This is a genomic window from Burkholderia metallica (assembly GCF_902832845.1).
In the GTDB taxonomy this organism is placed as follows: Bacteria; Pseudomonadota; Gammaproteobacteria; order Burkholderiales; family Burkholderiaceae; genus Burkholderia; species Burkholderia metallica.
In genome coordinates, this window is sequence record NZ_CADFDB010000008.1 from 147,476 (window position 1) to 171,304 (window position 23,829).

The 23,829-nt window shown below is 69.0% G+C and carries 20 protein-coding genes; 15 read left to right on the forward strand and 5 right to left on the reverse strand.

What is annotated here, in order from left to right; genetic code table 11:
• Positions 1 to 77 precede the first annotated feature (77 nt).
• Positions 78 to 1,193 carry a sigma-54 interaction domain-containing protein gene (locus HWX08_RS22280; protein WP_107314140.1) on the forward strand — a complete coding sequence of 372 codons (1,116 nt, stop codon included), beginning with the start codon at positions 78 to 80 and terminating at the stop codon, positions 1,191 to 1,193.
• On the opposite strand, the gene HWX08_RS22285 is transcribed toward HWX08_RS22280, so the two are convergent.
• From HWX08_RS22285 to HWX08_RS22300, 4 genes are read right to left on the reverse strand one after another with little or no spacing between them, the layout of a single operon-like run.
• Positions 1,184 to 1,972 carry an ABC transporter permease gene (locus tag HWX08_RS22285; protein WP_107314141.1) on the reverse strand — a complete coding sequence of 263 codons (789 nt, stop codon included), beginning with the start codon at positions 1,970 to 1,972 and terminating at the stop codon, positions 1,184 to 1,186. The genes HWX08_RS22280 and HWX08_RS22285 overlap by 10 nt on opposite strands.
• Positions 1,973 to 1,988: 16 nt before the next feature.
• Positions 1,989 to 2,804 (reverse strand): ABC transporter permease, encoded by an 816-nt coding sequence (locus HWX08_RS22290; protein WP_069259165.1) that lies wholly within the window; start codon positions 2,802 to 2,804, stop codon positions 1,989 to 1,991.
• Positions 2,804 to 3,910, reverse strand: coding sequence for a PhnD/SsuA/transferrin family substrate-binding protein (locus tag HWX08_RS22295; protein ID WP_174923119.1), 1,107 nt, complete (start codon positions 3,908 to 3,910; stop codon positions 2,804 to 2,806). The genes HWX08_RS22290 and HWX08_RS22295 overlap by 1 nt, the downstream gene beginning before the upstream one ends.
• A gap of 30 nt (positions 3,911 to 3,940) precedes the next feature.
• Entirely contained in the window at positions 3,941 to 5,017 is a 1,077-nt protein-coding gene (locus tag HWX08_RS22300; protein ID WP_069259167.1) for an ABC transporter substrate-binding protein, read from the reverse strand.
• 455 nt (positions 5,018 to 5,472) lie between these two features.
• Here HWX08_RS22300 and HWX08_RS22305 point away from each other — a divergent pair, with 455 nt between their 5' ends.
• The 8 genes from HWX08_RS22305 to HWX08_RS22340 all read left to right on the forward strand — a co-directional run bounded on the left by HWX08_RS22305 (position 5,473) and on the right by HWX08_RS22340 (position 14,616).
• Positions 5,473 to 6,645: an LLM class flavin-dependent oxidoreductase gene (locus tag HWX08_RS22305; RefSeq protein WP_069259168.1), complete on the forward strand. Its 1,173-nt coding sequence runs from the start codon at positions 5,473 to 5,475 to the stop codon at positions 6,643 to 6,645.
• A 50-nt stretch (positions 6,646 to 6,695) separates the two neighbouring features.
• A complete protein-coding gene (locus HWX08_RS22310) occupies positions 6,696 to 7,742 on the forward strand; it encodes an ABC transporter substrate-binding protein (RefSeq protein WP_069259169.1) in 1,047 nt (348 codons plus the stop codon).
• Between the two features lie 33 nt (positions 7,743 to 7,775).
• Positions 7,776 to 8,597, forward strand: coding sequence for an energy transducer TonB (locus HWX08_RS22315; RefSeq protein ID WP_069259170.1), 822 nt, complete (start codon positions 7,776 to 7,778; stop codon positions 8,595 to 8,597).
• A gap of 41 nt (positions 8,598 to 8,638) precedes the next feature.
• Positions 8,639 to 9,355, forward strand: coding sequence for a MotA/TolQ/ExbB proton channel family protein (locus tag HWX08_RS22320; protein WP_069259171.1), 717 nt, complete (start codon positions 8,639 to 8,641; stop codon positions 9,353 to 9,355).
• Positions 9,355 to 9,765, forward strand: a complete 411-nt coding sequence (locus tag HWX08_RS22325) for an ExbD/TolR family protein (RefSeq protein ID WP_107314607.1) — start codon at positions 9,355 to 9,357, stop codon at positions 9,763 to 9,765. Before HWX08_RS22320 ends, HWX08_RS22325 begins: the two co-directional genes overlap by 1 nt.
• Positions 9,766 to 9,799: 34 nt before the next feature.
• Positions 9,800 to 10,876 (forward strand): ABC transporter substrate-binding protein, encoded by a 1,077-nt coding sequence (locus tag HWX08_RS22330; RefSeq protein ID WP_174922450.1) that lies wholly within the window; start codon positions 9,800 to 9,802, stop codon positions 10,874 to 10,876.
• Positions 10,873 to 12,090, forward strand: coding sequence for an MFS transporter (locus HWX08_RS22335; protein WP_174922451.1), 1,218 nt, complete (start codon positions 10,873 to 10,875; stop codon positions 12,088 to 12,090). Before HWX08_RS22330 ends, HWX08_RS22335 begins: the two co-directional genes overlap by 4 nt.
• Positions 12,091 to 12,303: 213 nt before the next feature.
• Positions 12,304 to 14,616, forward strand: a complete 2,313-nt coding sequence (locus HWX08_RS22340; RefSeq protein ID WP_174922452.1) for a TonB-dependent receptor — start codon at positions 12,304 to 12,306, stop codon at positions 14,614 to 14,616.
• A gap of 57 nt (positions 14,617 to 14,673) precedes the next feature.
• Here the strand turns inward: HWX08_RS22340 and HWX08_RS22345 are convergent, their stop codons facing one another.
• The gene (locus HWX08_RS22345; protein WP_174922453.1) at positions 14,674 to 15,633 is read right to left on the reverse strand and encodes a LysR substrate-binding domain-containing protein; all 960 of its coding nucleotides are present in this window, start codon (positions 15,631 to 15,633) and stop codon (positions 14,674 to 14,676) included.
• Between the two features lie 185 nt (positions 15,634 to 15,818).
• Here HWX08_RS22345 and HWX08_RS22350 point away from each other — a divergent pair, with 185 nt between their 5' ends.
• From HWX08_RS22350 to HWX08_RS22375, 6 genes are all read left to right on the forward strand, one after another.
• Positions 15,819 to 16,940 carry a M20 aminoacylase family protein gene (locus tag HWX08_RS22350; protein ID WP_174922481.1) on the forward strand — a complete coding sequence of 374 codons (1,122 nt, stop codon included), beginning with the start codon at positions 15,819 to 15,821 and terminating at the stop codon, positions 16,938 to 16,940.
• Between the two features lie 50 nt (positions 16,941 to 16,990).
• Positions 16,991 to 17,779 carry an ABC transporter substrate-binding protein gene (locus tag HWX08_RS22355; RefSeq protein ID WP_174922454.1) on the forward strand — a complete coding sequence of 263 codons (789 nt, stop codon included), beginning with the start codon at positions 16,991 to 16,993 and terminating at the stop codon, positions 17,777 to 17,779.
• A gap of 134 nt (positions 17,780 to 17,913) precedes the next feature.
• The gene (locus tag HWX08_RS22360) at positions 17,914 to 19,098 is read left to right on the forward strand and encodes a porin (RefSeq protein WP_174922455.1); all 1,185 of its coding nucleotides are present in this window, start codon (positions 17,914 to 17,916) and stop codon (positions 19,096 to 19,098) included.
• A 313-nt stretch (positions 19,099 to 19,411) separates the two neighbouring features.
• Entirely contained in the window at positions 19,412 to 20,719 is a 1,308-nt protein-coding gene (locus HWX08_RS22365) for an MFS transporter (RefSeq protein ID WP_069259179.1), read from the forward strand.
• A gap of 250 nt (positions 20,720 to 20,969) precedes the next feature.
• Entirely contained in the window at positions 20,970 to 21,689 is a 720-nt protein-coding gene (locus HWX08_RS22370; protein ID WP_174922456.1) for an SDR family oxidoreductase, read from the forward strand.
• Positions 21,690 to 21,870: 181 nt separating this feature from the next.
• Positions 21,871 to 23,829 (forward strand): arylsulfatase, encoded by a 1,959-nt coding sequence (locus tag HWX08_RS22375; protein ID WP_174922457.1) that lies wholly within the window; start codon positions 21,871 to 21,873, stop codon positions 23,827 to 23,829.

Genomic DNA, 23,829 nt, shown 5'->3' on the forward strand with positions numbered 1-23,829 from the left:
AGCTCGATGAATTGGTTCGTGGCCGGCGCGCGCCTTGCTATCGTCGAACCTTCCCCGTTCAACACGCCGGTCGTGCCATGGCCATCTTCAGCTTGCCGGACCCGACTTCGCATGCGATCACGATTCGTGCGAAGGCGCTGACGTTCGACGATCCCAAATCGCGGGTGCTGCTCGAGCGCATCCAGCTCGTCGCACCAAGCGACGCGACCGTGCTCGTCACCGGCGAGAGCGGCACCGGCAAGGAGCTGATCGCGCGCCTCGTGCATTCGCTGAGCGAGCGCCATGACGGCCCGTTCGTTGCGGTCAACTGCGGTGCATTCTCCGAGACGCTGATCGAGAGCGAGCTGTTCGGACACGAACGCGGCGCATTTACCGGCGCAATCAACAGCCAGCCCGGCTGGTTCGAGTCCGCGAATCGCGGCACGTTGTTTCTCGACGAGGTGGGCGACCTGCCGCTGTCCGCGCAGGTAAAGCTGCTGCGCGTATTGCAGGAGCGCGAAGTGACGCCGGTCGGCTCGCGCAAGACCGTGAAGATCGACGTGCGGCTCGTCGCGGCGACCAACGTGAATCTCGAAGCCGCGGTGCGCGCGGGCAATTTCCGCGAGGATCTTTACTACCGGCTCAACGTCGTGAAGCTGAGCCTGCTGCCGCTGCGCGAGCGTCCCGGCGATATCGCGCCGCTGATCGAACACTTCATCGACACCTATGCGAAACGGTTGCGCGTGACCGCGCCGACGTTGACGGACGCCGCGCGTGCCCGGTTGCATGCGCACGCGTGGCCCGGCAACATCCGCGAACTCGAGAACGTGATCCACCACGCGGTGCTGATCTGCGCGGGCGGCGCGATCGATGTGAGCGACCTGCAGTTTTCCGCGCTGTCGCTTGCGCCCGATGCCGGCGATCCGCGCACTGCGACGGCGGTGCCGCGCCGCGCGCGCGACGTGGCCGAGGCGACCGATGCGCTGCGTCACGCGGTGATCGAGCTGCTGGATCTCGGCACGCCGTCGCTGTGGCAGCACATCGAGGACACCGTCTATCGCAGCGTGTTCGACTACAGCGACCATAACCAGCTACGCATGTCGCGCCTGCTCGACCAGTCGCGCAACATCGTGCGTGCGCGGCTCGCGCAGCTCGGCATCCTGAAGCCGCGCGACGCCGGCGACGCCGACGCGCGGCTGCGCCGTCAGGCGTGATCGCGCCAGCGCAGCGCGCGCTGCGCGATCCGCTCGCATAGCGCACTCATGCCGACGGCGAGCGCCGTCACGCCCAGCACGCAGACCAGCAACACGTCGGCGCGTGCGCCTGCCTGCGCGTTCTGCATCAGGCTGCCGACCCCCGCGCCCGCGTTGAACAGCAGCTCGCTGCTGGTTGCCGTGATCCAGGCGAACGGCACGGCCTGCAGCACACCCGCGAACAGGTCGGGCAGCGCGCCCGGAATCAGCACGTCGCGCCACAGGCCGATGCGCGTCAGGCGATACGACTGCGCGAGTTCGACATAGCGCGGATCGACGCGGCGCAGCCCGTCGAAGCTGGCGGTGGTCATCGGGTAGAACGCGGCGAGCGCGATGATGAACACCTTCGCGAATTCGCCGGTGCCGGCCCACAGGCTCAGCAGCGGAATCAGCCCGAGCAGCGGCACGTAGCGCAGCGCCTGGAACGCCGGCTCGCCGAGCTTGCGCGCGAGCGTCGAGCGCGCCATCGTCGCGCCGAACACGAGCCCGAACGCGACACCGGCCGCCAGGCCGAGCGTCGTGCGGCGCAGGCTCGCGCCGAGATCGGTTGCGAGTTCGCCGCTGCGGGCGAGTTCGACGAGCGCGGCGCCCACCTGCTGCAACGGTACGAATGCGTATTGATGGGCCGCGTCGCCGGACGACGCGTACTGCCATGCGGCGACCAGCAGCGCCGGCACGACGAGGCCGCGCGCACGACGGCGCAGCGCGGCGAACGGGAAGGGGGGCTTGGCGGGGGGCATTCGGAAACCTGTTCGTTCAGCGCGCGGGCGTCTGCCAGCGCAATGCGTAGCGTTGCACGAGCGCGATCGACCGGTCGATCGCGAAGCCGATCAGCCCGATCACCGCGACGTCGATGAGCACGACGTCGAGGCGCAGCATCTGCCGCGCCAGTTCCATCATCTGGCCGATCCCGCTGTCGGCGCTGAGCAGTTCGACCGCGACGAGCGCGAGCCAGGCACGGGCGAGCGCGATCCGCACGCCGGTCAGCAGGGGCGGCAACGCGGCGGGCAGCAGCACGTCGCGCAACAGCGCGAAGCGGCCGAGCCCATAGTGGCGCGCCATCTCGACGAGATCGCGCGGCGCGTCGTGCACGCCCGTGTACGCGGCCAGCGCGACCGGAAAAAACACGGCCTTGCCGACGACGACCAGCTTCAGCGGTTCGTCGACGCCGATCAGCAGGATCAGCAGCGGAATCAGCGTGAGCGTCGGCACCTGCCGCAGCAGGTCGAACGTCGGCCGCAGGTAATCGGCGAACAGCCGGCTGCGCGCAAGCAGGATGCCGAATGCCGCGCCGCCGGTCGCGCCGATCACGAAGCCGAGCGCGAGACGATGTAGCGTGATCAGCAGGTTGTCGCGCAGTTCGCCCGTGTCGAGCAGCGTGCGCAGCGTGGCCGCGAGCCGCTCGGGCGGCACGACGAGCTGCGGCGGGAACCAGCGCTGCGCGCTCGCGAGCCACCACAGCGCGACGAACGCGACGGGCGTGGCCCACCACAGCGCGATGCCGCCGAGCCGTGCAATGCCGGGCAGGCGGAGCGCGCGTGCGCCGTTCGACGCGAGGGCATGCATCGGCATCAGCGGCTCGCGACGCGCGCCGCGTCGGTGCGCCAGTAGCCGTCGAGCCCGAGCTGCTTGAGCGCGGTCGACACGAACGTCGGCGCGAGCAGCGCGTTCACGTCGACCGGCGTGGACGTCAGGCCGGCCTGGCGGCTGTACGCGACGACGTCGCGGTAGTGGCCGGTCAGCGCGGGTGTAAAGAGCGGCGTCCATTGCTCCTTCCACGGTGTCGCCTCATCCGCGTATTCGCGGCGCACGATGCTTTCCGGCTGGCCGGACGCGCTCAGGATCTTCACGTACGCGTCGCGGTTCTGCGGCTGCGAGATCCAGTGCGCGGCACGCACGTAGGCCGTCGCGACGAGCTGCGTGATGGCGGGGTAGCGCCGCACGAAATCGTCAGACGCCCACAGTTCCGCGCGCATCTTCCAGTCGTCGGGCGCGGTCTTGGTCGACCAGATGATCTTGCCGACATGCTTGTCGACGAGCGAATACGCGTCGGACAGCGTGAAGAAGCCGTCGACGCGGCCGGCCGCGACGGCCGCCGCGCCGGCCTGCGGGTCGAGGTTGTAGATCTTGAAGTCGGACAGCTTCAGCCCGTTCTCGGCGAGCAGCTTGCCGAACGTGACTTCCCACGGCCGGCCGCGATTGAGCGCGATGCGCTTGCCCTTGAGATCGACGATCGATTTTGCGGCCGAGCCGGCCGGCACGACGAGATACGTATTGCTGCCGACACCGCCCGGCACGATCAGGCGCGTATGGGTGCCCGACGCGTTGACGACGACCGACGGCAGGTCGCCATAGCCGGCGAAATCGATGCTGCCGTTCGTGAACGCCTCGTTCACGAGCGTGCCGACCGCCGCGGTCGACACGGGCACCCACTGCAGCTTCACGTGCCGCGCGGCGAGCGCCTTCTCGAGCGACTTGTCAGCGTCGATCAGTGCGGACGCGCCCGCGTATTGCGTCTTGCCGCCGCTCGAATAGGCGACGACGGCGATCCGCACGACCTTGGGCGCGTCGTCCGCATGCGCGGCCGGTGTGGCGAGCGATGCCGCGGCGAACGGCAGCGCGGCGAACAGCGCGCGCAGCGGGCGGCGTAGTGTGGCGAGGGAGAGCGTGTGTTTCATGATGGTCCGGAACAGGGGGCGGAAAAAAGGTCACGCGCGCTTCCGCAGCGACGGCCGCAGCACGTCGGCGAGCGGGCGCGGGTCGATCCAGTCGGCGACGTCGAAGTCGGCTTCCAGAAAACCGTGGACGTGCAGGAAGGTCTTGAAGTCGTCGAGCGCGGCGACCGATTCGTCGTCGAGGTTGACGCCGAGATGCCGGTGCAGCTGGTTGCCGTACGCGGCGCGGACCCAGTCGATCGACGACGCGGTTTCGCCGGCCACGTAATGCGCGGTTTCGTCGGGGTGCGTGCCGGCCCAGTCGCCGGCCGCGACCACGAGTTTCAGGAAGCCGGCGACGATGTCCGGATGATTCGCGAGCACGTCCGCGTTGACGGTCAGCGGGCGCGGCGTGCCGTTGTTGTTGCGGATCGCGCGCTCCGGATGAAAGCCGATGTCGATCACCACGTGCGCGCCGATCAGCTGCCCGATCTCGAGGCCGGTCGAGCCCTTCACGTAGATCGCGTCGACTTCGCCGCGCAGCAGCGCGCCGGCTTCGGCCGCATACAGCGCGCGGCTCGAAAAACCGTGCGGCGACGCGAACAGGTCCGCCGCACGCGCCGGTCCGACGGCTTGCAGCGTGCGTGCGCGCACGTCGACGAGCTCGACGTCGCGGGTGGTCAGCCCGTCGAGGCTCAACGCGTTGACGAAACCGCGCAGCGCCGACGCGCGAAAGATGTCGATGCGGTCGTCGGGGCGGCTCGGGATCGCGATGCGGCGCCCGCGCAATGCCTTCACGGAGCGGATGCCCGACTCGGGTCGCGCGAGGATCAACTGCGATTCGTCGACCCACGACAGCCCGATCACGCGCGTATTCGCGCCGTTCGAGCGCGCCCACATCGCAGGGATGCTGCCGCCCTGGCGGAACGACTGCGCGAGCGTGTGATCGCTGATCGACGACACGTCGTGCCGCGTGTCGCCGCGCGGCGAGCGGATCGCGACGCCGTCGGCCGACGTTTCGCCGTTGAGCCAGCCGAGATGCACGGCGATGCCGAGCGGGGTCGGCACGGGCGATCGGGCGTACCAGAACGTCTGCTGCTTGTCCGATGACGAATCGGGCCTGTCTGTCATGGGTGAGATTCCCTCTCTGCGTAAGCATGGTTGAAGCCCGGTCGCGCACGGTGTCGGTGTCGCACGCGCGGGCCGGTCAACGTTGCAAGTTCCGGGCCAGTGAACGGAAACCGCGCGGCCGTACGCGGCGCGGGCGTCGCGCGGGAGGGGCGGTGCTCGCGCCGATGCATGGCCTGTTGCGCCAGCAACAGTCGCGCCGGCCGCTGTTGCGCGCGCAGCAGCGGTGCGGTCGGTGCAGCACTGCGGTACGGGCGTGTTTCGCCATGGCCGGCAACTGCCGGTACGCGCTGCACGAATCCCGCCGATGCCCGGCCGACAAGGCGTCGTGTGCATTCATCGACGGGCCGGCACGCGCCGTGGCGAGCGCGTTGGCACACCGCGTGCTTTACAGCGCAGCACACGCGCGGCACGCCGATGCCGCACGCAATCCGAATGGCCCGACCAGGAGAACTCCGATGGCTGTTGAATTTCTGTGGCGCTTGCCGATGCATGGCGACGGCCGGCGCGCACACGACCTGCATACGCGTGGCGAATGGAACCGCCAGCGCGCATCGCGCGTCGCGCCGAAAGTCGACGACGACGATTTCGGCTACATCGACTATCTGTCGCAGGTCGCGCGCGCGGCCGATATCGCCGGCTTCCACGGCGCGCTGATTCCGATCTTTCGTTTTACCGAGGAACCGTGGGTCGTGGCGGCCGCGCTGGCGCGCGAGACGCGCCGGCTGCGGCTGCTGATCGCGCTGCAGCCGCATTTCGTGCATCCGGTCTATGCGGCGCAGATGGCCGCAAGCCTGCAGCGGATCAGCCGCGGGCGCGTCGAGTGGAACGTCGTCACGGGCGGCGGCGGCCCCGACCAGCGTGCATACGGCGACTTCATCGATCACGACAGCCGCTATGCGCGCACCGACGAATTCCTCGATGTCGTGAAGGGCGTTGCGGCCGGCGACCCGTTTACGTTCGACGGCCGCTTCTACCGGGTCGAAGCCGGTGGCCTGCTGCCGCCGCTGAGCGGCCAGAAGCCGCCGCGCATCTACCTGGCCGGCGCGAGCGACGCCGCGCTCGCGGTCGCCGCGAAGCATGGCGACGTGCACCTGAGCTGGGGCGAGCCGCTCGCGAAACAGAAGGAGGTGGTCGATGCGGCGCGCCGCGCGCTCGATCGCCAGCGTGCCGAGCGCGACCTGCGCTTCGGCATGCGCATCGACATCCTGGCGCGCGAGACCGAAGAGCAGGCATGGGCCGAGTTGCGGCAGATGTTCGCGACGGTGGGCGACGTGACGCGCAACGGCTTCGGCGGGCGCGGCGAATCGTCGGAGTCGGTCGGCGCGAAACGCCAGTTCGCGCTGCACCAGGGCAATACGCAGCACTTCGACGACCTGATCGTCGGCCCGAACCTGTGGGCGGGGATGTCGCAGATTCGCGGCGGCCCCGGTTGCGTGATCGTCGGCAGCCACGAGCAGGTGGCCGAGCGGCTCGCGGAATACGTCGACATCGGCGTCTCGACATTCATTCTCGCCAGCAACCCGCATCTCGAGGAGGCGTACCGCGTGGGCGAGGAAGTGCTGCCGCTCGTCGACGGCGCGCTGAACGCGCGCGGCACGCAGGCGGCGCTGCGCGTGGCCGGCGCATGAGCGCGACGGCATTCCCGCGCCATCCAACGACATCGACAAGGACCTTCACCATGACGACACTCGCTGCGCAGGCCACGGCCTGCGACGCACTCTGGTACACGCGCTGCCCGGTGCCCACCGCACTCGGCATCGCCGTGCATCGCGGCTGGTTCGACGAGGAGTTCGGGCCGGACGGCATCACGCTGAATTCGCTGCAGGAGACGGCCGACGCCGGCAAGCGCGAATCGCATTTCGATCACAGTCTGCCGCACTCGTTCCGGCAGGGCGGAAACATTCCCGCGCTGTGGGCGCGGGCACGCGGCGCCGACACACGCGTGATCGGCCTGTCGTGGACCAACGAGTTCCAGGCGATCGTCACGCTGCCCGATCGCGGCATCCGCTCGGTGCGCGATCTGCGCGGCCGGCGGCTCGGGTTGCCGCGCCACCCGATCAGCATCGACTTCTGGCGGGCGGCCGCGCTGAAAGGCTTCCTGAGCGCACTCGAACTGGAAGGGCTCGGGCACGGCGACGCCGAATGGGTCGACCTGCCCGACGAACGCGAACGCCGCACCGGGCCCGCTTCGTTTGCGCGTGGCCCGCACGAGTACGGGCTCGAGATCGCGGCGCTCGTGCGCGGCGAGGTCGACGCGGTGTTCGTGAAAGGCGTCGAAGGGCTCGAGACCGTGCATCTGATCGACGCGCAGGTCGTCATCGATCTCGGCGCGCACCCCGATCCGCTCGTGCGGATCGGCAACGGCACGCCGCGCACGCTGACCGTCGACCGTGCGCTGATCGACGCGCGTCCCGATCTCGTGAGCCGCTTCCTGTCGGTGGTGGTGGGGGCGGGCGACTGGGCCGCACGCCATCCCGCGGAGACGGTCGCCTATATCGGTCGTGAGACGCGCGCATCCGACGAGTGGGTGCGTTATGCGTACGGCGCGGACGTGCACCGCCATCTGGAGACGGGGCTCGCGCAGACGTCGATCGACGGGCTGGTCGCGTTCAAGGACTTCCTCGTCGAGTGGGGCTTTCTCGAACAGGATTTCGATGCGCGCGCGTGGATCGACCCGGCGCCGTTCACGCGTATCGACCGGCAACGCCATGCGTGGGTCGCGTAGCGCGCCGCGGCGCGTCATTGCAAGGAGTCGAGCATGACAGGTCTGACGATCGAATACGGCGTGCCGCCGGCACGCCGGCACGCGGCGCGTGCTGCGCCGCGTGCGGGTGCGAACGGCGTGGCGGGCCGGGCGGCGGCGGCGACGCGTCCGCCGTGTGCTTCACCTTCGGCACGGCCGGATGCGACGAAGGCGAAGCCGGGCGCGTGGCGCGTCACGGCGGCGATTGCGCTCGCGGTCACGGCGCTGCATGCGGGTGTCGCGCTGCTGGCCGCGCGCGTACCTGCCGCGCCGCCCGTGCAGCCGCCGCGACCGCTGCCGATGACGGTCGAACTGACGCGGCCGCCCGAACCGTTGCCGCAGACGGCGCACCCGCCGCCACCGGCGGTGCCGCCGAAGCCGCCGAAGCAGGCGCCGACCCCGCCGAAGCCGCGTGCTGCCGTCGCGCATCCGGCGCCGGTGCCGGCCGCCGCGCCGCAGGTCACCCGCGAGGCGGCCCCCGCGACGGCGGCGCCCGCCGTCGCCACGCAAGCCGCACCTGCTCTCGCGCCGGCTGCGCCTGCCGCGCCCGTGCGCGAAACCGCACCGGTCGGCGACGCGGCCTACCTGCGCAACCCGGCGCCCGACTATCCGGCGTTCGCGCAGGACCAGGGCTGGGAAGGGCGCGTCGTGCTGCGCGTGCACGTGCTCGCGAGCGGTTCGCCCGATTCCGTAGAGGTCCGCACGAGCAGCGGCCGCCGCATGCTCGACACCGCGGCGGTGGCCGCCGTGAAGCGCTGGACGTTCGTGCCCGCGAAGCGCGGCGACGAAGCGGTCGACGGCTGGGTCAACGTGCCGATCGATTTCAAGCTGGGCTGACCCGCCGGGCAGCCCGCCACATTTTCAAAGGAACTCACATCATGAACGGTATCCCGACCACCTTCATCGTCCAGGGCGCGCTCTGGCTGCTCGTCGTCTTCTCCGTCGTCACGTGGACGCTGATCGTCGTGAAGGCGATCCAGAGCCTGCGGGCGAGTGCGCGCAACCGACGTTACGTCGGCGCGTTCTGGGCCGCGAACAGCTTCCACGAGGCCGCCGCGCTCGACGGCGCGAACAGCCCGGTGGGCGAACTTGCCGCGACGGGCTTCGACGCGCTGCGACGCGCCGACGAGAGCAGCGCACACGATCTCGAACACAGCTGGAGCCGTCACGACCTGCTCGAACGGCATCTGCGGCAGCAGATCCACAACGCGCGCCGGCGCGAGGAGGCGGGGCTGGCGGTGCTCGCGTCGATTGGCAGCACCGCGCCGTTCGTCGGCCTGTTCGGCACCGTGTTCGGCATCATCCATGCGCTGACCGCGATCACGCACAGCGCGTCGGCGAGCATCGACGTCGTAGCCGGACCGATCGGCGAGGCGCTCGTCGCGACCGGGATCGGCATCGCGGTCGCCGTGCCGGCCGTGCTCGCGTACAACTTCTTCGTTCGTCGCGTGAAGGCCGCGTCGGCCGATCTCGATGCGTTCGCCACCGATTTCGTCACGCTCGCGCAGAAAGCCGGCTTCCGCGTGCCGCCCGCTGCCGCCGCACCCGCGCCGGCACGCCGTGCCGACGACACCCGCCGGGAGGTGTTCGCATAATGGCCTTCTCCTCTTCCTCCGACAACGACGACGTGCTCAGCGAAATCAACATCACGCCGCTCGTCGACGTGATGCTCGTGCTGCTCGTCGCCTTCATCGTCACGGCGCCGCTGCTCAACAACGCGGTGCACGTGAATCTGCCGAACACCGTCGCCACGGCGCCGGCCGATCGCAAGCCGAACGTCACCGTGAGCGTCGACGACAAGGGCGTCGTGTATCTCGACAAGCGGTCGGTCGCGCTGGCCGCGGTGCCGGCCGAGCTGGCCGCGCTGAAGGCCGGCCGGCCCGACGTCGCGCTCGACCTGCAGGCCGACGAGCACGTGCCGTACGGCACCGTCGCGAAGCTGATGGCCGCGATCGAGCATGCGGGCATCACGCGGCTGTCGGTGCTGACCGCGCCGCGCGGCTGACGCGCGGTTCACGACTCTCTTGGCGAACGCATCCATGAGCATCACGGCTTCCTCCAACGTCCAGTCGATCTGGTACACGCGCTGTCCGGTGCCGACGCCGCTCGGCATCGCCGCGCATCTCGGCTGGCTCGACAGCGAATTCGCCGGCGACGGCATCACCGTGCGCGCGCTGCAGGAAAGCCGGCACGCGGCGCTGCATCATGCGCACGTCGATCATTCGCTCGACAACGCATTCCGGCAGGGCGGCAGCATTCCCGCGCTGTGGGCACGCGCGGCCGGCGCCGAGACGCGCGTGGTCGCTCTGACCTGGGTCGACGAGGCGCAGGCGATCGTCGCGCTGCCGGAAAGCGGCCTGAAGCGGCCGAAAGACCTGCGCGGGCGCCGCATCGGCCTGCCGCGCCGCGACGGCGAGCGCATCGACATATTTCGTGCGGCGGCGCTGCGCGGCTTCGTCAGCGCGCTGTCGCTCGACGGGCTCGGCCCCGCCGACGTCGAATGGATCGACGTGCCGGCGTCGAACCTGCGTGCGCCGGTGTCGACACCGGCGACGCGCGACGCGGCATTCAGTCATCCCGCGAGCCTGTCGAGCCGCCGGCTCTATGCGGCCGAAGCGGCCGCGCTCGTGCGCGGCGAAGTCGACGCGATCTACGTGAAGGGGTCGCTCGGACTCGAAACCGCGCACCTGATCGGCGCGCAGCCGGTCGTCGACATCGGCTTTCATCCCGATCCGCAGATCCGCATCAACAACGGGTCGCCGCGGCCGCTGACCGTCAATGCGTCGACGCTCGAACGCCATCCCGACATCGTCAGCCGCTTCCTCGCGCGCGTGACCGACGTCGAAGGCTGGGCGCGCGAGCACGAGCAGGAAGTGCTCGGCTATCTCGGCCGCGAGACGGGATCGGGCCATGACTGGCTGAGGCTCGCGTACGGCGCGGACGTGCACCGGCGGCTGCGCACGGATCTCGACGAAGCGTCGATCGCCGCGCTCGACGATTTCAAGCGATTCCTCGTCGAATGGCGATTCCTGCCAGCGGACTTCGACGTGCGTGCGTGGATCGACCGGCGCGCGCTCGACGGCATCGCGACGCTGTCTCGCGACTCCGCGCGGTGAGCGCGCCGGCACGCGTCGCCGACGCATGGCGGCGCGAGCGTTTCACCGGCGGTTTCATGCTGCTGGCGCTCGCGAGCGGCACGACGATCAGCATGGCGCAGCTCGCGACGACACTGTACGCGCTCGCGCTCGGCGTCGACAGCGCGCGGCTCGGCATCATCGCGGCGATGGAGCCGCTCGGTATCGCGTTGATGACGCTGCCGGCCGGGCTGCTCGTCGCGCGCTACGGCGCGCGGCGCGTGTACTTCGTCGCAAGCATGGGGCCGATGCTGCTCAATCTCGTCGTGCCGTTGACCGGCGCGTGGCCGCTGATCGCGCTCACGCAAGTGTTGATCGGGCTGTGCATCCCGTTCCGGATCGTGTCGATCAACGGCGTGTTCCTCGCGCGTCTCGCGCAGATCGGCTTCGCGCGCGCCGGCTGGTACCGTGCGGCGATGTCGGTCGGTACCGGCATGGTCGGACCGTGGCTCGCGAGCTGGCTGATCGGCACGCATGGCGCGGTCGCGACGTTCTGTGCGGCATCGGCGAGCTTCGCGGGCATGGCGCTGTTCAGCCGGACGCTGCTCGGCGACGCGGAGCCAGCGGCACGCGGTGCGCAACCGGAACCCGGCGGCCTGCGCGCATTGCTGGCGCTCGCATGGCGTCGCGACGTGCGCGAGCAGCTCGTGCTGGAAGCCGTGAACAGCGCGACACGTTCGCTCGTCGGCGCGTATACGGTGGTGCTGGCGATCCAGTCGCTCGGGCTGTCGCAAACGAAAGCCGTCGCGCTGCTGACGCTGCAGGGCGTCGTCGCGGTGATCGCGCTGTTCGGGCTCGGGCATGTCGCGCAGCGGATGACGGCGCGCCGTTGCCAGGCGCTCAGTCTTGCCGGTGGCGTGGCCGGGTTGCTCGCGCCGGGTCTTGCGCATGACGTATGGATCGTCGGTGCGGGTCTCGCCGCGCTGTGCGCCGGGTCGTCGCTGCTGCATCTCGTCAACATGCAACGCCTCGGCCGTCTCCCGGCCGACAAGGCTCAGGTATCGAGCCTCTACAACCTCGCGTCGATGACGGGCGCGTTCTGCGGCCCGCTGGCCGGCAGTGCGCTCGTGCCGGTCGTCGGGTTGCCGGGCATGTTTCTGTGCTGGCTGCCTGTCGTCGCGCTGGTTGCATTCGCGTTACGCGTTTCGACGGGGCGGCGCGACGCATCGCCGTCCGTGACTGCAAAGCTGTCCTGACGACCATCGGCTCGGGTGTTGCGGAATCCGCGCGGTGTTGCGTGACAAGCAGTTTGCTTCCCGCCACAGATGCGCATGCAGCAACACCTGCCCCCCAAGCATGCCGGAAGCCCCGTGCGACGGGCTTCTCGATGCTGGCATCCGAATTGCAACAGGTCACCCGTGCGTCGCGCACGCACGTGCGTTCAACCGATCAAACAGGATGACTCATCGATGTTCAGGAAAAAACTAATCGTCACCGCGCTGGGGGGACTGCTGACGGGTGCAGCCGTATCGTTGCCCGCGTGGGCGGAGGATGGCGCGGTGACGGCAGCGCCGGACGCGAAGCCGGCGCAACCGGGCGCGGACGATGCAGCCCCGGCCGCGGCGAAGGCAGCCCGTGCGACCCGCGGCACGGTAGCACGCGAAACGAATCTCGGCACGGTGACGGTGACCGCACGCCGGCGCAAGGAGAGCATCCAGGACGTGCCGGTCGCGGTGAGCGCGCTGAGCGGCGACACGATCAGGAACAACGAGTTGCGCGTGGTGAACGACGTCACGAAGTACGTGCCGAACTTTACCGGCCAGTCGACCGAAGGCCGCGAGCGGCCGCGCTGGTTCCTGCGCGGCGTCGGCAGCAATGATCCGTCGGACCTGTCGCTGAGCCCCATCGGCGTGTATTTCGACGATGTCTACATCAACAGCGTGTTCGGGCAAGGCTTCCCGCTGTTCGACCTCGATCGCATCGAAGTGCTGCGCGGCCCGCAGGGCACGTTGTGGGGCAAGAATACCGTCGGCGGCGCGCTCAGCATCACGTCGCAGAAGCCCACTTTCGACGTGAGCGGCTACGGCAAGATCGGGCTCGGCCAGTACAACAGCCGGCTCGCGGAAGCCGCAATCGGCGGGCCGATCGGCAAGAACGACGTGCTGGCCGCGCGCGTGTCGGTGTATCACGAGAACGCCGACAGCTTCTACACGAATACCGTGCAGCAAGGTCGCTTCGGCGGCTTCCACGACAATGCGGTGCGCTTCCAGGTGCTGGCCGTGCCGACCTCGGACACCGACTTCCTGTTCAACATTCACGGCCGCAACTACACGGGCGGCGGCAATGCGTGGCACGCGCAGGGCGCGGGGCCGGGCGGCGCGAACCAGTTCGGCTTCGTCGGGTCGAGCGATCCGTACACGGTGTCGCTCAATGCGCCGTCGAGCGATCACATCTCGACCTGGGGCACGTCGCTCACCGCGCACTGGCGCATCAACCCGGCGGTGACGCTGACGTCGATCACCGCGTTCGAAGGGCTGCACCGCTGGTACCAGGACGACGAGGACTATTCCGCGTTCGACGCCGCGCGTTCGCATGATCGCCTGTCGAGCCGCCAGTTCTCGCAGGAATTGCGCCTCGAGTCGCCGCAGAACGACCGGTTCAGCTGGCTCGTCGGCACCCACCTGTTCACCGAGCAACTGGCCGAGCAGGGCGCCGGCGGCGGCCTGCCGGGCTCGCCGTCGCCCGCGTTCTACCACCTGACCGACCTCACGCAGCACACGCAGAGCGCGGCGATTTTCGGCAGCGTGAAGTACCGGTTTACCGACCGCTTCAACGTGACCGGCGGGCTGCGTTACACGATCGAGCGCAAGAACATCAACCTGACCGGGCTGCAGGACACCGGCAACGTGACGTTCAGCAATCCGGGCAGCTGGTGGGATCCGTCGTCGGTGTCGTCGCCGCTGGCGGTCAGCGCTCGGCAGAACCAGACGAACACGTGGCGCGCGCCGACCTGGGACCTCACGCCCGAATATGCGCTCAGCAGCAACGTACGCGCGTATTTCCGCTATGCGCGCGGCTTCCGGTCGGGCGGCTACAACGGCAACGCGTATACGCAGAGCACGGTGTCGACCGTGTCGCCGGAGTACCTGACCGACTACGAAGTCGGCATCAAGAGCGAGTGGTTCGACAAGCGGCTGATCGTCAACGCGAGCGTGTTCCACTACGACTATCGCGACATCCAGGTGTTCGCGCTGGCACCGAACCCGTTCGGCGGCCCGCCGGTGTCGACGCTGTCGAATGCGGGGCAGGGGCGCGCGGACGGCTTCGAGCTGGAACTGAAGGCGCAGCCGGTCAACAGCCTCTACCTGTTCGCGAACCTCGGGATGCTGAACACGCGCTACACGGAGTTCCGCTATGTGCCGACCGCCGTCGGCAATTCGTTCGCGCGTTCGCCGCATACGACGATCAACGCGGGCTTCGACTATCGCGTGCCGGTGTCGTTCGGCACGCTGACGGCCGGCGGCGACGTGAACTACCGCAGCCGCGAGTACTTCAGCGCGACGCGGCAGACGATGCCGCAGCTCTGGCAGGGCGGCTACACGGTGCTGAACGCGCACGTGTCCTACACGACGCCGAACCAGAAGTACATCGTGACGGGCTACGTGACGAACCTGACCAACAAGGTCTACAAGAAGCTCGAGCTGCTGCCGTCGTATGGCGCGTATCCGGTGCTGTATGGCGATCCGCGCACGGTCGGGATCACGCTGACGGCGAAGATCTGACGGGCAGCACGAGCATGAAGCGCAGGCGGCGCGGCGGCGAGCCGCGTCTGCCGCGCGTCAGATCAGCAGCGACAGCGTCCCGAACAACGCGAGATCCGCCTTGCGCGCCGAGCGCGCATGCCCGCGGATCACGTGCAGCAGGCAGTCGATGAAGCAGCGCGCCGCGTCGCTGAGCGTGCTGCTGCGCCGCGTGACGATCCCGAGCTCGTCCGGCTCGAAGGTCTCTTTCAACGGCAGCACGCGCATCCGTTCGCCGAACTGCGGCACGGACGCGAGGATCGTCGGACACCAGGTGCACATGTCGGCCTGTTCGAGCATCGTCTGCAGCATGGACAGCGACTGCGCGCGCACGATGCGCCGCTCGTCGATCTGCGCGCCGTTGCGCGTGAACAGGGTGTCGACGAGCGCGGCCTGGCCGTCGGCCGTGGAATTCAGCACCCAGTCGTCGTCGAGCAGGTCGTGGATCGACCGCGCGCGCTCGCGCGGATGCCCGGCGCGCACCATGACCGACATGTCGTAGCGCAGCAGCGGCTCGAACGAGAATTCCTGCGCGCTGCCCGGCTGCATGTGCCTGAGCGCGAAATCCATGCTGCCGTCGCGCAGCAGCGGCTGGGCGACGGCCGCCAGCGCCTCGTAGAGTTCGAGCCGCACGTCGGGCATCCGTTCGCGAAAGCGCAGCACCGTTTCCGCGAGGAACGTCAGCGTCAGCCACGGCGTGACGCCGATGCTCAGCCGGCCCTCGACGCGGCCGCGCATGCGTTCGAGATCGCTCTGCGCGTGTTCGAGCTGCTTCAGCACGAGCTTCGCGTGCGTGAGCAGCGTTTTCCCGTATTCGGTGAAGCCGATTCCCTCCGGCGCGCGCACGAGCAGCGGCAGGCGTTCGCTGGCCTCCAGTTCGCGCAGCGCGCGCGTGACGGCCGCCTGCGACAGCCCGAGCGAGCGCGCCGCGCCGCGAATGCTCCCGGCCTCCGCGCTCGCGACGAGCGCCTGCAACTGATGAAGCTTGATCGTGCTCATGGTGCGATACCCGACAACGAAAGGTTGTCATCATAACGAAACCGCGGCTGTTCGCCGGGATTTTCGCTGCCTACGATGCGGCCACGATCGGTCATCCGGGCGATCGGAAACCATAGAAGCATCGAGGAGAATCGGGGTTGGACCATCCATCTATCCAGCCGGAACTGGCTGCCATCGAGGCCGAGATGATCGCGCTGCGCCGTCGGCTGCATGCGCATCCGGAGCTGGGTTTCGACGAACATGCGACGAGCGGTCTGGTGGCCGACTGTCTGACAACGTGGGGTTATCGGGTGACGCGCGGGATCGGCGGCACGGGCGTGGTCGGCACGCTGGCGCGCGGCGCCGGCAAACGGCTCGGATTGCGCGCGGACATGGATGCGCTGCCGATCCACGAGACGACCGGGCTGCCGCACGCGAGCCGGCACGACGGCGTGATGCACGCGTGCGGTCACGACGGACATACGGCGATGCTGCTCGCGGCGGCGCGCTGCGTGGCCGAGCGCGCGCGCTTCACGGGCACGCTGAACGTGATTTTCCAGCCGGCCGAGGAAGGGCTCGGCGGCGCGAAGCGGATGCTCGACGACGGGCTGTTCGCGCGGTTTCCGTGCGACGCGGTGTTCGCGATGCACAACGTGCCGGGCCTGCCGGTCGGCGTGCTCGGCTTCTGCGACGGCCCCGCGATGGCGTCGGCGGACGAGGTGCGCGTGCGCGTGACGGGGCGCGGCGGCCATGGCGCGGCGCCGCACCTGACGGTCGATCCGGTGGTCGTGTGCGCGTCGATCGTGATGGCGCTGCAGAGCGTCGTGTCGCGCAACGTGAATCCGCAGGACCTGGCGATCGTCACGGCCGGCTCGATCCATGCGGGCACGGCGTCGAACGTGATCCCGGCGCATGCGGAACTCGCCCTCAGCGTGCGGGCGTTGTCGCCCGACGTGCGCGCGCTGCTCGAAACGCGCATCCGCGAGATCGTGCACGGGCAGGCCGCGAGCTACGGCGCGATGGCCGAGATCGACTATCGCCACGACTATCCGGTACTGGTCAACCACGCGGTGGAAACCGCGTTCGCGCGCGACGTCGCCCGCGAATGGGGCGGCGATGCCGCGCTGATCCCGCATCTGAAGCCGATCGCGGCGAGCGAGGATTTCGCGTTCATGCTCGAAGCGTGCCCCGGCAGCTATCTGTCGATCGGCAACGGCGACGGCGCGGCCGGCTGCGGGCTGCACAACCCGGGCTACGACTTCAACGACACCTGCCTCGCCACCGGCGCGAGCTACTGGATCGCACTGGCCGAGCGCTTTCTCGCGTAACGAGCCCGCACGATCCCGATCGACGATTCACACAACGAAGGAGACTGGCAATGAAGCAGTGGAAACGGATGGCGGCGCTCGCGATGGCGCTGGCGGCAGGGGCGGCGCATGCGGGCGACTGGGCGGGCAAGGAGATTCGCCTCGCGGTCGATCCGACTTATCCGCCGCTCGAATACAAGCTGCCCGACGGGACGCTGACGGGCTTCGGGATCGACATCACGAACGCGTTGTGCGCGGAGCTGCATGCGCGCTGCGTGTGGGTCGAATCGAGTTTCGACGGGATGATCCCGGGGCTGCTCGCGCGCAAGTTCGACGTGATTGCGTCGTCGATGACGATCACGCCGAAGCGGCAACAGCAGATCGCGTTCACGAACCGGATCTCGAATGCGCCGGCGCGCCTCGTCGCGCGCAAGGGGTCGCCGCTGCTGCCGACGGCCGACGCGCTGAAGGGCAAGCGCGTGGGCGTCGAGCAGGGTTCCGCGCAGGCCGACTACGCGGTCGCGAACTGGCAGCCGGCCGGCGTGCAGATCGTGTCGTACCAGAACCAGGACCAGGTCTATGCCGATCTCGTGACGGGCCGGCTCGACGCGGCGTTCCAGGCATCGATCGCGGCGAGCGACGGCTTCCTGAAGAAGCCGCAGGGCAAGGATTTCGCGTTCGTCGGCCCGGCGATCGACGACGTGAAGTATTTCGGGCAGGGCGACGGGCTCGGGCTGCGCAAGCAGGACAGCGACTTGCGCGAGGCCTTCAATCGCGCGCTCGCGACGATTCTCGCGAACGGCACGTACCAGCGCATCAACCGGAAGTATTTCGACTTCGACATCTACGGCGCGAAGTAACGCGTTCGTCAGGCACGAGAAAGGGGGGCGCGGCGTGCCGCGCGCCTGTAAAGGCAGCACCACGCATGCGCGAGCGGCGGACGATGACATTTCCGCCCCGCATGCGCAATCCTATCGATAAGGATCACAAAACAATGAACTGGAGATTGGCTTTCGTCGCGATTCCGGCGCTGTGCGCCGCGCCCGCTTTCGCGCAAGGCAGCGTCACGCTGTACGGCCTCGTCGACGCGGGCATCGACTATACGAACAACGTCGGCGGCCACAGCGCGTGGCAGATGGCGAGCGGCTTCGCACAGGGCAGCCGCTGGGGGCTGAAGGGCACCGAGGATCTGGGCGGCGGCTACAGCGCGCTGTTCCAGATCGAGAACGGCTTCAACGTGAACAGCGGCACGCTCGCGCAGGGCGGCCGCATGTTCGGGCGGCAGGCGTACGTCGGGCTCGGCAGCCAGCGTTTCGGCACGCTGACGCTCGGTCGGCAATACGATGCGGTGGTCGACTATCTCGCGCCGACGACCGCGAACGGCAGCTGGGGTGTCTATCCGTTCTCGCATCCGCTCGACAACGACAACACCGGCAACACGTTTCGCGTGAACAACACGGTGAAGTACGCGAGCCCGGATTTCTCCGGCTTCTCGTTCGGCGGCACGTACAGCTTCAGCAACGACACGGGCTTTGCGAACAACCGGCAGTGGAGCGTCGGCGCGCAGTACGAGCAGGGCGGGTTGCTCGTCGGCGCGGCATTCCTGAATGCGGACAACCCGGGCGCGACGTCGGGCGGCGCGATCGCGGGGTCCGGATCGGTCGGCGCCGATGCCAACTTCGCGTCGGCGAGGCTGCGGATCTTCGGCGCGGGCATCAACTACACGGCCGGCCCCGCGACGGTCGGCTTCGCGTACACGAACAGCAACGTCACGCGGCCGACCGCGAACGTCGGCTACCTGTTCGGCGACGAAACGATCGAGCCGGTGACGGGCCCGCTCGCGGGCGGCGCGGTCACGGCGATCAAGTACCAGAACTTCGAGGTGAACGGAAAATACCAGTTCACGCCGGCATTGTTCGTCGGCGCGCAGTACGTGTACACGACGGCGCGCTACGACGCGACGACGGGCACCGCGAAACCGAAGATCCATTCGATCGGGCTGATGGCCGACTACAACCTGTCGAAGCGCACGGACGTGTACCTGATGGGCGCGTACCAGCGGATCGCGGGTGACGCGACGGGCTCGTCGCTGGATCAGGCGTACGTCCCCGGTGCGGCGGATCTGTCGTCGACGTCGAAGCAGTTGATGGTTCACGCGGGGATCCGTCACAAGTTCTGAGCGTACGACCATCGCGCGGCCGGCCGCCTGCGGCTCGACGACCCGCAGGCGATCGCCGACGCGGCCGCCGCCGATGCGGGCCGCGCATCGCCCGGCCTGGCGCTCGCGGCCGCGGGCCTGTTTCCCGCGATGCGTGACCGATGCGAGCGAACGCGCGACGCCGTCGGTCGCGCGCATCTCACATATCGAGACGACGCCCCGGTCGTTGACGCGAAATTCACGCGGCTCCTAGACTGGCCCGGATGACGCTGCCGCGTCGCGCGGCGGCCGTCCCGTCGCGCACGACGGGCGACACAAACCGGGAGACACGCCGATGACCGCCGACGCCCCGCAGTTGCACGCCGCGACGATGCGGCGCCTGAACCTGCGCCTGATTCCGTTCCTGATGCTGCTGTATCTCGTCGCGTACATCGACCGCTCGAACATCTCGGTCGCGGCGCTGCAGATGAACGCCGATCTCGGGCTGAGCGCCGAAATGTACGGGCTGGGCGCGGGGTTGTTCTACGTAACCTACATCCTGTTCGAGGTGCCGAGCAACCTGTTCCTCGCGCGCGTCGGCGCACGCCGCTGGATCGCGCGGATCATGATCACGTGGGGCGTCGTCGCGGCCGCGATGAGCGCCGTCCATACGCCAGGGCAACTCTATGCGATGCGCCTGCTGCTCGGCGCGGCGGAAGCGGGGTTCACGCCGGGCATCATCTACTACCTGTCCGCGTGGTATCCGCGGAGCGATCGGGCCCGCGCGATGTCGTTCTTCTATATCGGCGCGACGCTCGCGTCGGTGATCGGGCTGCCGCTGTCCGGCGCGTTGCTGAACCTGAACGGCGTGCTCGGCCTCGAGGGCTGGCGCTGGCTGTTCCTGCTCGAAGGCGTGCCCGCGCTGCTGCTCGGGTTCGTCGTGCTGCGCCGCCTGCCCGACACGCCCGCGCATGCGCGCTGGCTGCCGGCCGACGAGCGCGCGTGGCTCGAAGCGACGCTGCGCGACAGCGCACCGCGCGAGCACCTGTCGCACGGCGTCGCGCTGCGGCGGGCGTTCGGCGACGGCAAGGTGTGGGCGCTCGCCGCGTTCTGGCTGCTGCAGGCGTTCGGCACGATCGGCCTCACGCTGTTCCTGCCGCTGCTCGTGAAGAGCCTGTCGGGGCAATCGAGTTTCGCGGTCGGCAGCCTGTCCGCGCTGCCGTTCCTGTTCGCGTGCGTCGCGATGTACGTGAACGGCCGGCATTCGGATCTCGGCGGCGAACGCGCGCTGCATCTCGGCGTGCCGATGCTGCTGGCCGGCGCGCTGCTGATCGCGGCGATCTATACGCCGATGCTGCCCGTCGCGTATGCGCTGCTCGTGCTCGCGGTCGGCTTCAACTGGGCGGCGACGCCCGTCTTCTGGGCCGTGACGACCGAATACGTGTCGGGCCTCACGGCCGCCGCGTCGATCGCGCTGATCAACGCGGTCGCGAACATCGCCGGGCTCGCGCTGCCGCCGGTGATGGGGCGAATCAAGGACGTCACGCATTCATACGACCTCGCGCTGCTGCTCGTCGCGGCCGCACTGCTGGCCGGCGGCGTGCTGGCGTTGCGGATCGCGTCGCGGCGCGCGATGCCGGTGGCGGCGGGGCGGGCCGGCTGAACGCCGCGCGCCGATCGCCGCGTGCGGCGCCGGCTTCGTGCGGCCAACGCACGGAGAATGTCGCCCGAGTCGGCGCTCGGCCGCAGTGTCGCGAACGGCCGATACTCGCCCGCGGCCGCGTGCGCGGCTTCACGACGTAATATCCGTTACGCACGTAGAATGGTCCGACGAAAGTGCGGATGCCGGAGGCGGTTGCACCGGAAGCGGTTCTGCACGCCCTCCTTCACGTGAACGCACTCCGGGAGCACGCATGTCATCTCGCACCTATCTCGTCACCGGCGCATCGCGCGGCATCGGCCTCGCGGTCAGCGCCTTGCTCGCACGGCGCGGCCATCGCGTCATCGGCCTCGCCCGTCACGCGCAGGACATCGGCTTCCCCGGCGAATTGCTCGCGTGCGATCTCGCCGACGTCGAACGCACGGCGGACACCCTTGCACGCATCGGCGAGCGGCACGACGTCGACGGCATCGTGAACAACGCCGGCATCGCGTTGCCGCAACCGCTCGGGCAGATCGACTTCCGGTCGCTGCAGGCCGTGTTCGATCTCAACGTGCGGGCCGCGATCCAGGTCACGCAGCACTTCGCGGAAGCGATGAAGGCGCGCGGCCACGGTCGCATCGTCAATATCTGCAGCCGCGCGATTTTCGGCAGTCTCGATCGCACCGCGTATTCCGCCGCGAAGAGCGCGCTCGTCGGCTGCACGCGCACGTGGGCGCTCGAACTCGCCGAGCATGGCGTGACCGTCAACGCGGTCGCGCCGGGGCCGGTCGAGACGGAACTGTTCCGGCAGACGCGGCCCGTCGGCAGCGAAGCCGAACGCAAGGTGCTCGCGACGATCCCGGCGCGCCGGCTCGGCACGACCGACGACGTGGCCGCCGCGATCGCGTTCTTCCTGTCGGACGAAGCCGGCTTCGTCACCGGGCAGGTGCTGGCCGTGGACGGCGGCGGCAGCCTCGGCGGGCGCGGCTGACCCGAAACCCCGCGGCGGCCGGTATCGGCGTGCACCGCAGGCGCGCATACGCGTGCGCTGATGGCGGCCATGCGGTTCGCGTGCATATTCCGCCACCCCGTTAGCATGTGACGAATCGGACTTTGGATGCCGCGCGCGCGACGCTAAGATCGCCGATCCCGTAGATCGAGCGTTCAGCATAATGAAAAAGTCCGCCGCGCCGTTGCATGCTTTTCGTTTCCGTGTCGTCTGCGCCGCGCTTGCCGGTGCGGTGTCGCTCGCATCGTGCGGCGGCGTCGACGGCGATCCGCCGTCGCCGCCCGCGAACGCCACGCCGCCGCTGGCCGCGAAACGGCCGAACATCCTGTACATCATGGCCGACGATCTCGGCTATTCCGACATCCACGCGTTCGGCGGCGAGATCAACACGCCGAACCTCGACGCGCTCGTTGCGTCGGGCCGCATCCTGTCGAACCATCACACGGGCACCGTATGCGCGATCACGCGCGCGATGCTGGTCTCCGGCACCGATCACCATCTCGTCGGCGAAGGCACGATGGGCGTGCCGACCGACGAACGGCGCGGGCTGCCCGGCTACGAGGGTTACCTGAACGATCGCGCACTGTCGTTCGCACAACTATTGAAGGACGCCGGCTACCACACGTATATCGCGGGCAAGTGGCACATCGGCTCGGGGATCGTCGGCAGCGCGACGGGCAGCGGGCAGACGCCGGACCAGTGGGGCTTCGAGCGCAGCTACGTGCTGCTCGGCGGCGCGGCGACCAACCACTTCGCGCACGAGCCGGCCGGCTCGTCGAACTACACCGAAGACGGCCGCTACGTGCAGCCTGGCCAGCCCGGGCAGCCGGGCGGCACGGGCGGCAGCCCGGCCGTGTTCTATTCGACCGATTTCTATACGCAGAAGCTGATTTCGTACATCGATGCGAACAAGCGCGACGGCAAGCCGTTCTTCGCGTACGCGGCCTACACGTCGCCGCACTGGCCGCTGCAGGTGCCCGATCCGTGGCTGCACAAGTATGCGGGCGTGTACGACGCCGGCTACGACGCGATCCGCAACGCGCGGATCGCACGCCAGAAGGCGCTTGGCCTGATTCCCGCCGATTTCAGGCCGTTCGACGGGTTGCCGGAAACGACGGCCGCGTCGCCCGCGACCGCGAACAACGGCACCGCCAGCGCGAAATACATCAGCGCGGTGCACGCGGCCGCGGACGGCTACGTCGACTACGGCCCCGGCAAGGTCGACAAGCTGTGGTCGAGCCTGTCGCCGGCCGAGCGCCGTGCGCAGGCGCGCTACATGGAGATCTACGCGGGGATGGTCGAGAACCTCGACTACAACATCGGCCTGCTGATCCAGCACCTGAAGGACATCGGCGAATACGACAACACGTTCATCATGTTCCAGTCGGACAACGGCGCGGAAGGCTGGCCGATCGATTCCGGCGCGGACCCGACGGCGACCGACACCGCGAACGCGCAGGAGCCGACCTATTCGGCGCTCGGCACCGACAACGGCAAGCAGAACGCGCAGCGGCTGCAGTACGGGCTGCGCTGGGCCGAAGTGAGCGCGTCGCCGTTCCGGCTCACGAAGGGCTATTCGGCCGAAGGCGGCGTGTCGACGCCGACGATCGTGCACCTGCCGGGCCAGACGCAGTCGTTGCCGACGCTGCGCGCGTTCACGCACGTGACCGACAACACGGCGACGTTCCTCGCGGTCGCGGGCGTCACGCCGCCGTCGCAGCCCGCGCCGCCGCTCGTCAATACGCTGACGGGCGTCGACCAGAACAAGGGCAAGGTGATCTACAACAATCGCTACGTGTATCCGGTCACGGGCCAGTCGCTGCTGCCGGTGCTCACGGGATCGGCGACGGGCGAAGTGCATACGACGCCGTTCGGCGACGAAGCATACGGCCGCGCGTACCTGCGCAGCGCCGACGGCCGCTGGAAGGCGCTGTGGACCGAGCCGCCGCTCGGGCCGCTCGACGGTCACTGGCAGCTTTACGACCTCGCGTCGGATCGCGGCGAGACGACCGACGTGTCGGCGCAGAACCCGTCGGTGATCGGTACGCTCGTCGACCAGTGGAAGACTTACATGAGCAACGTCGGCGGTGTCGAACCGCTGCGTCCGCGCGGCTACTACTGA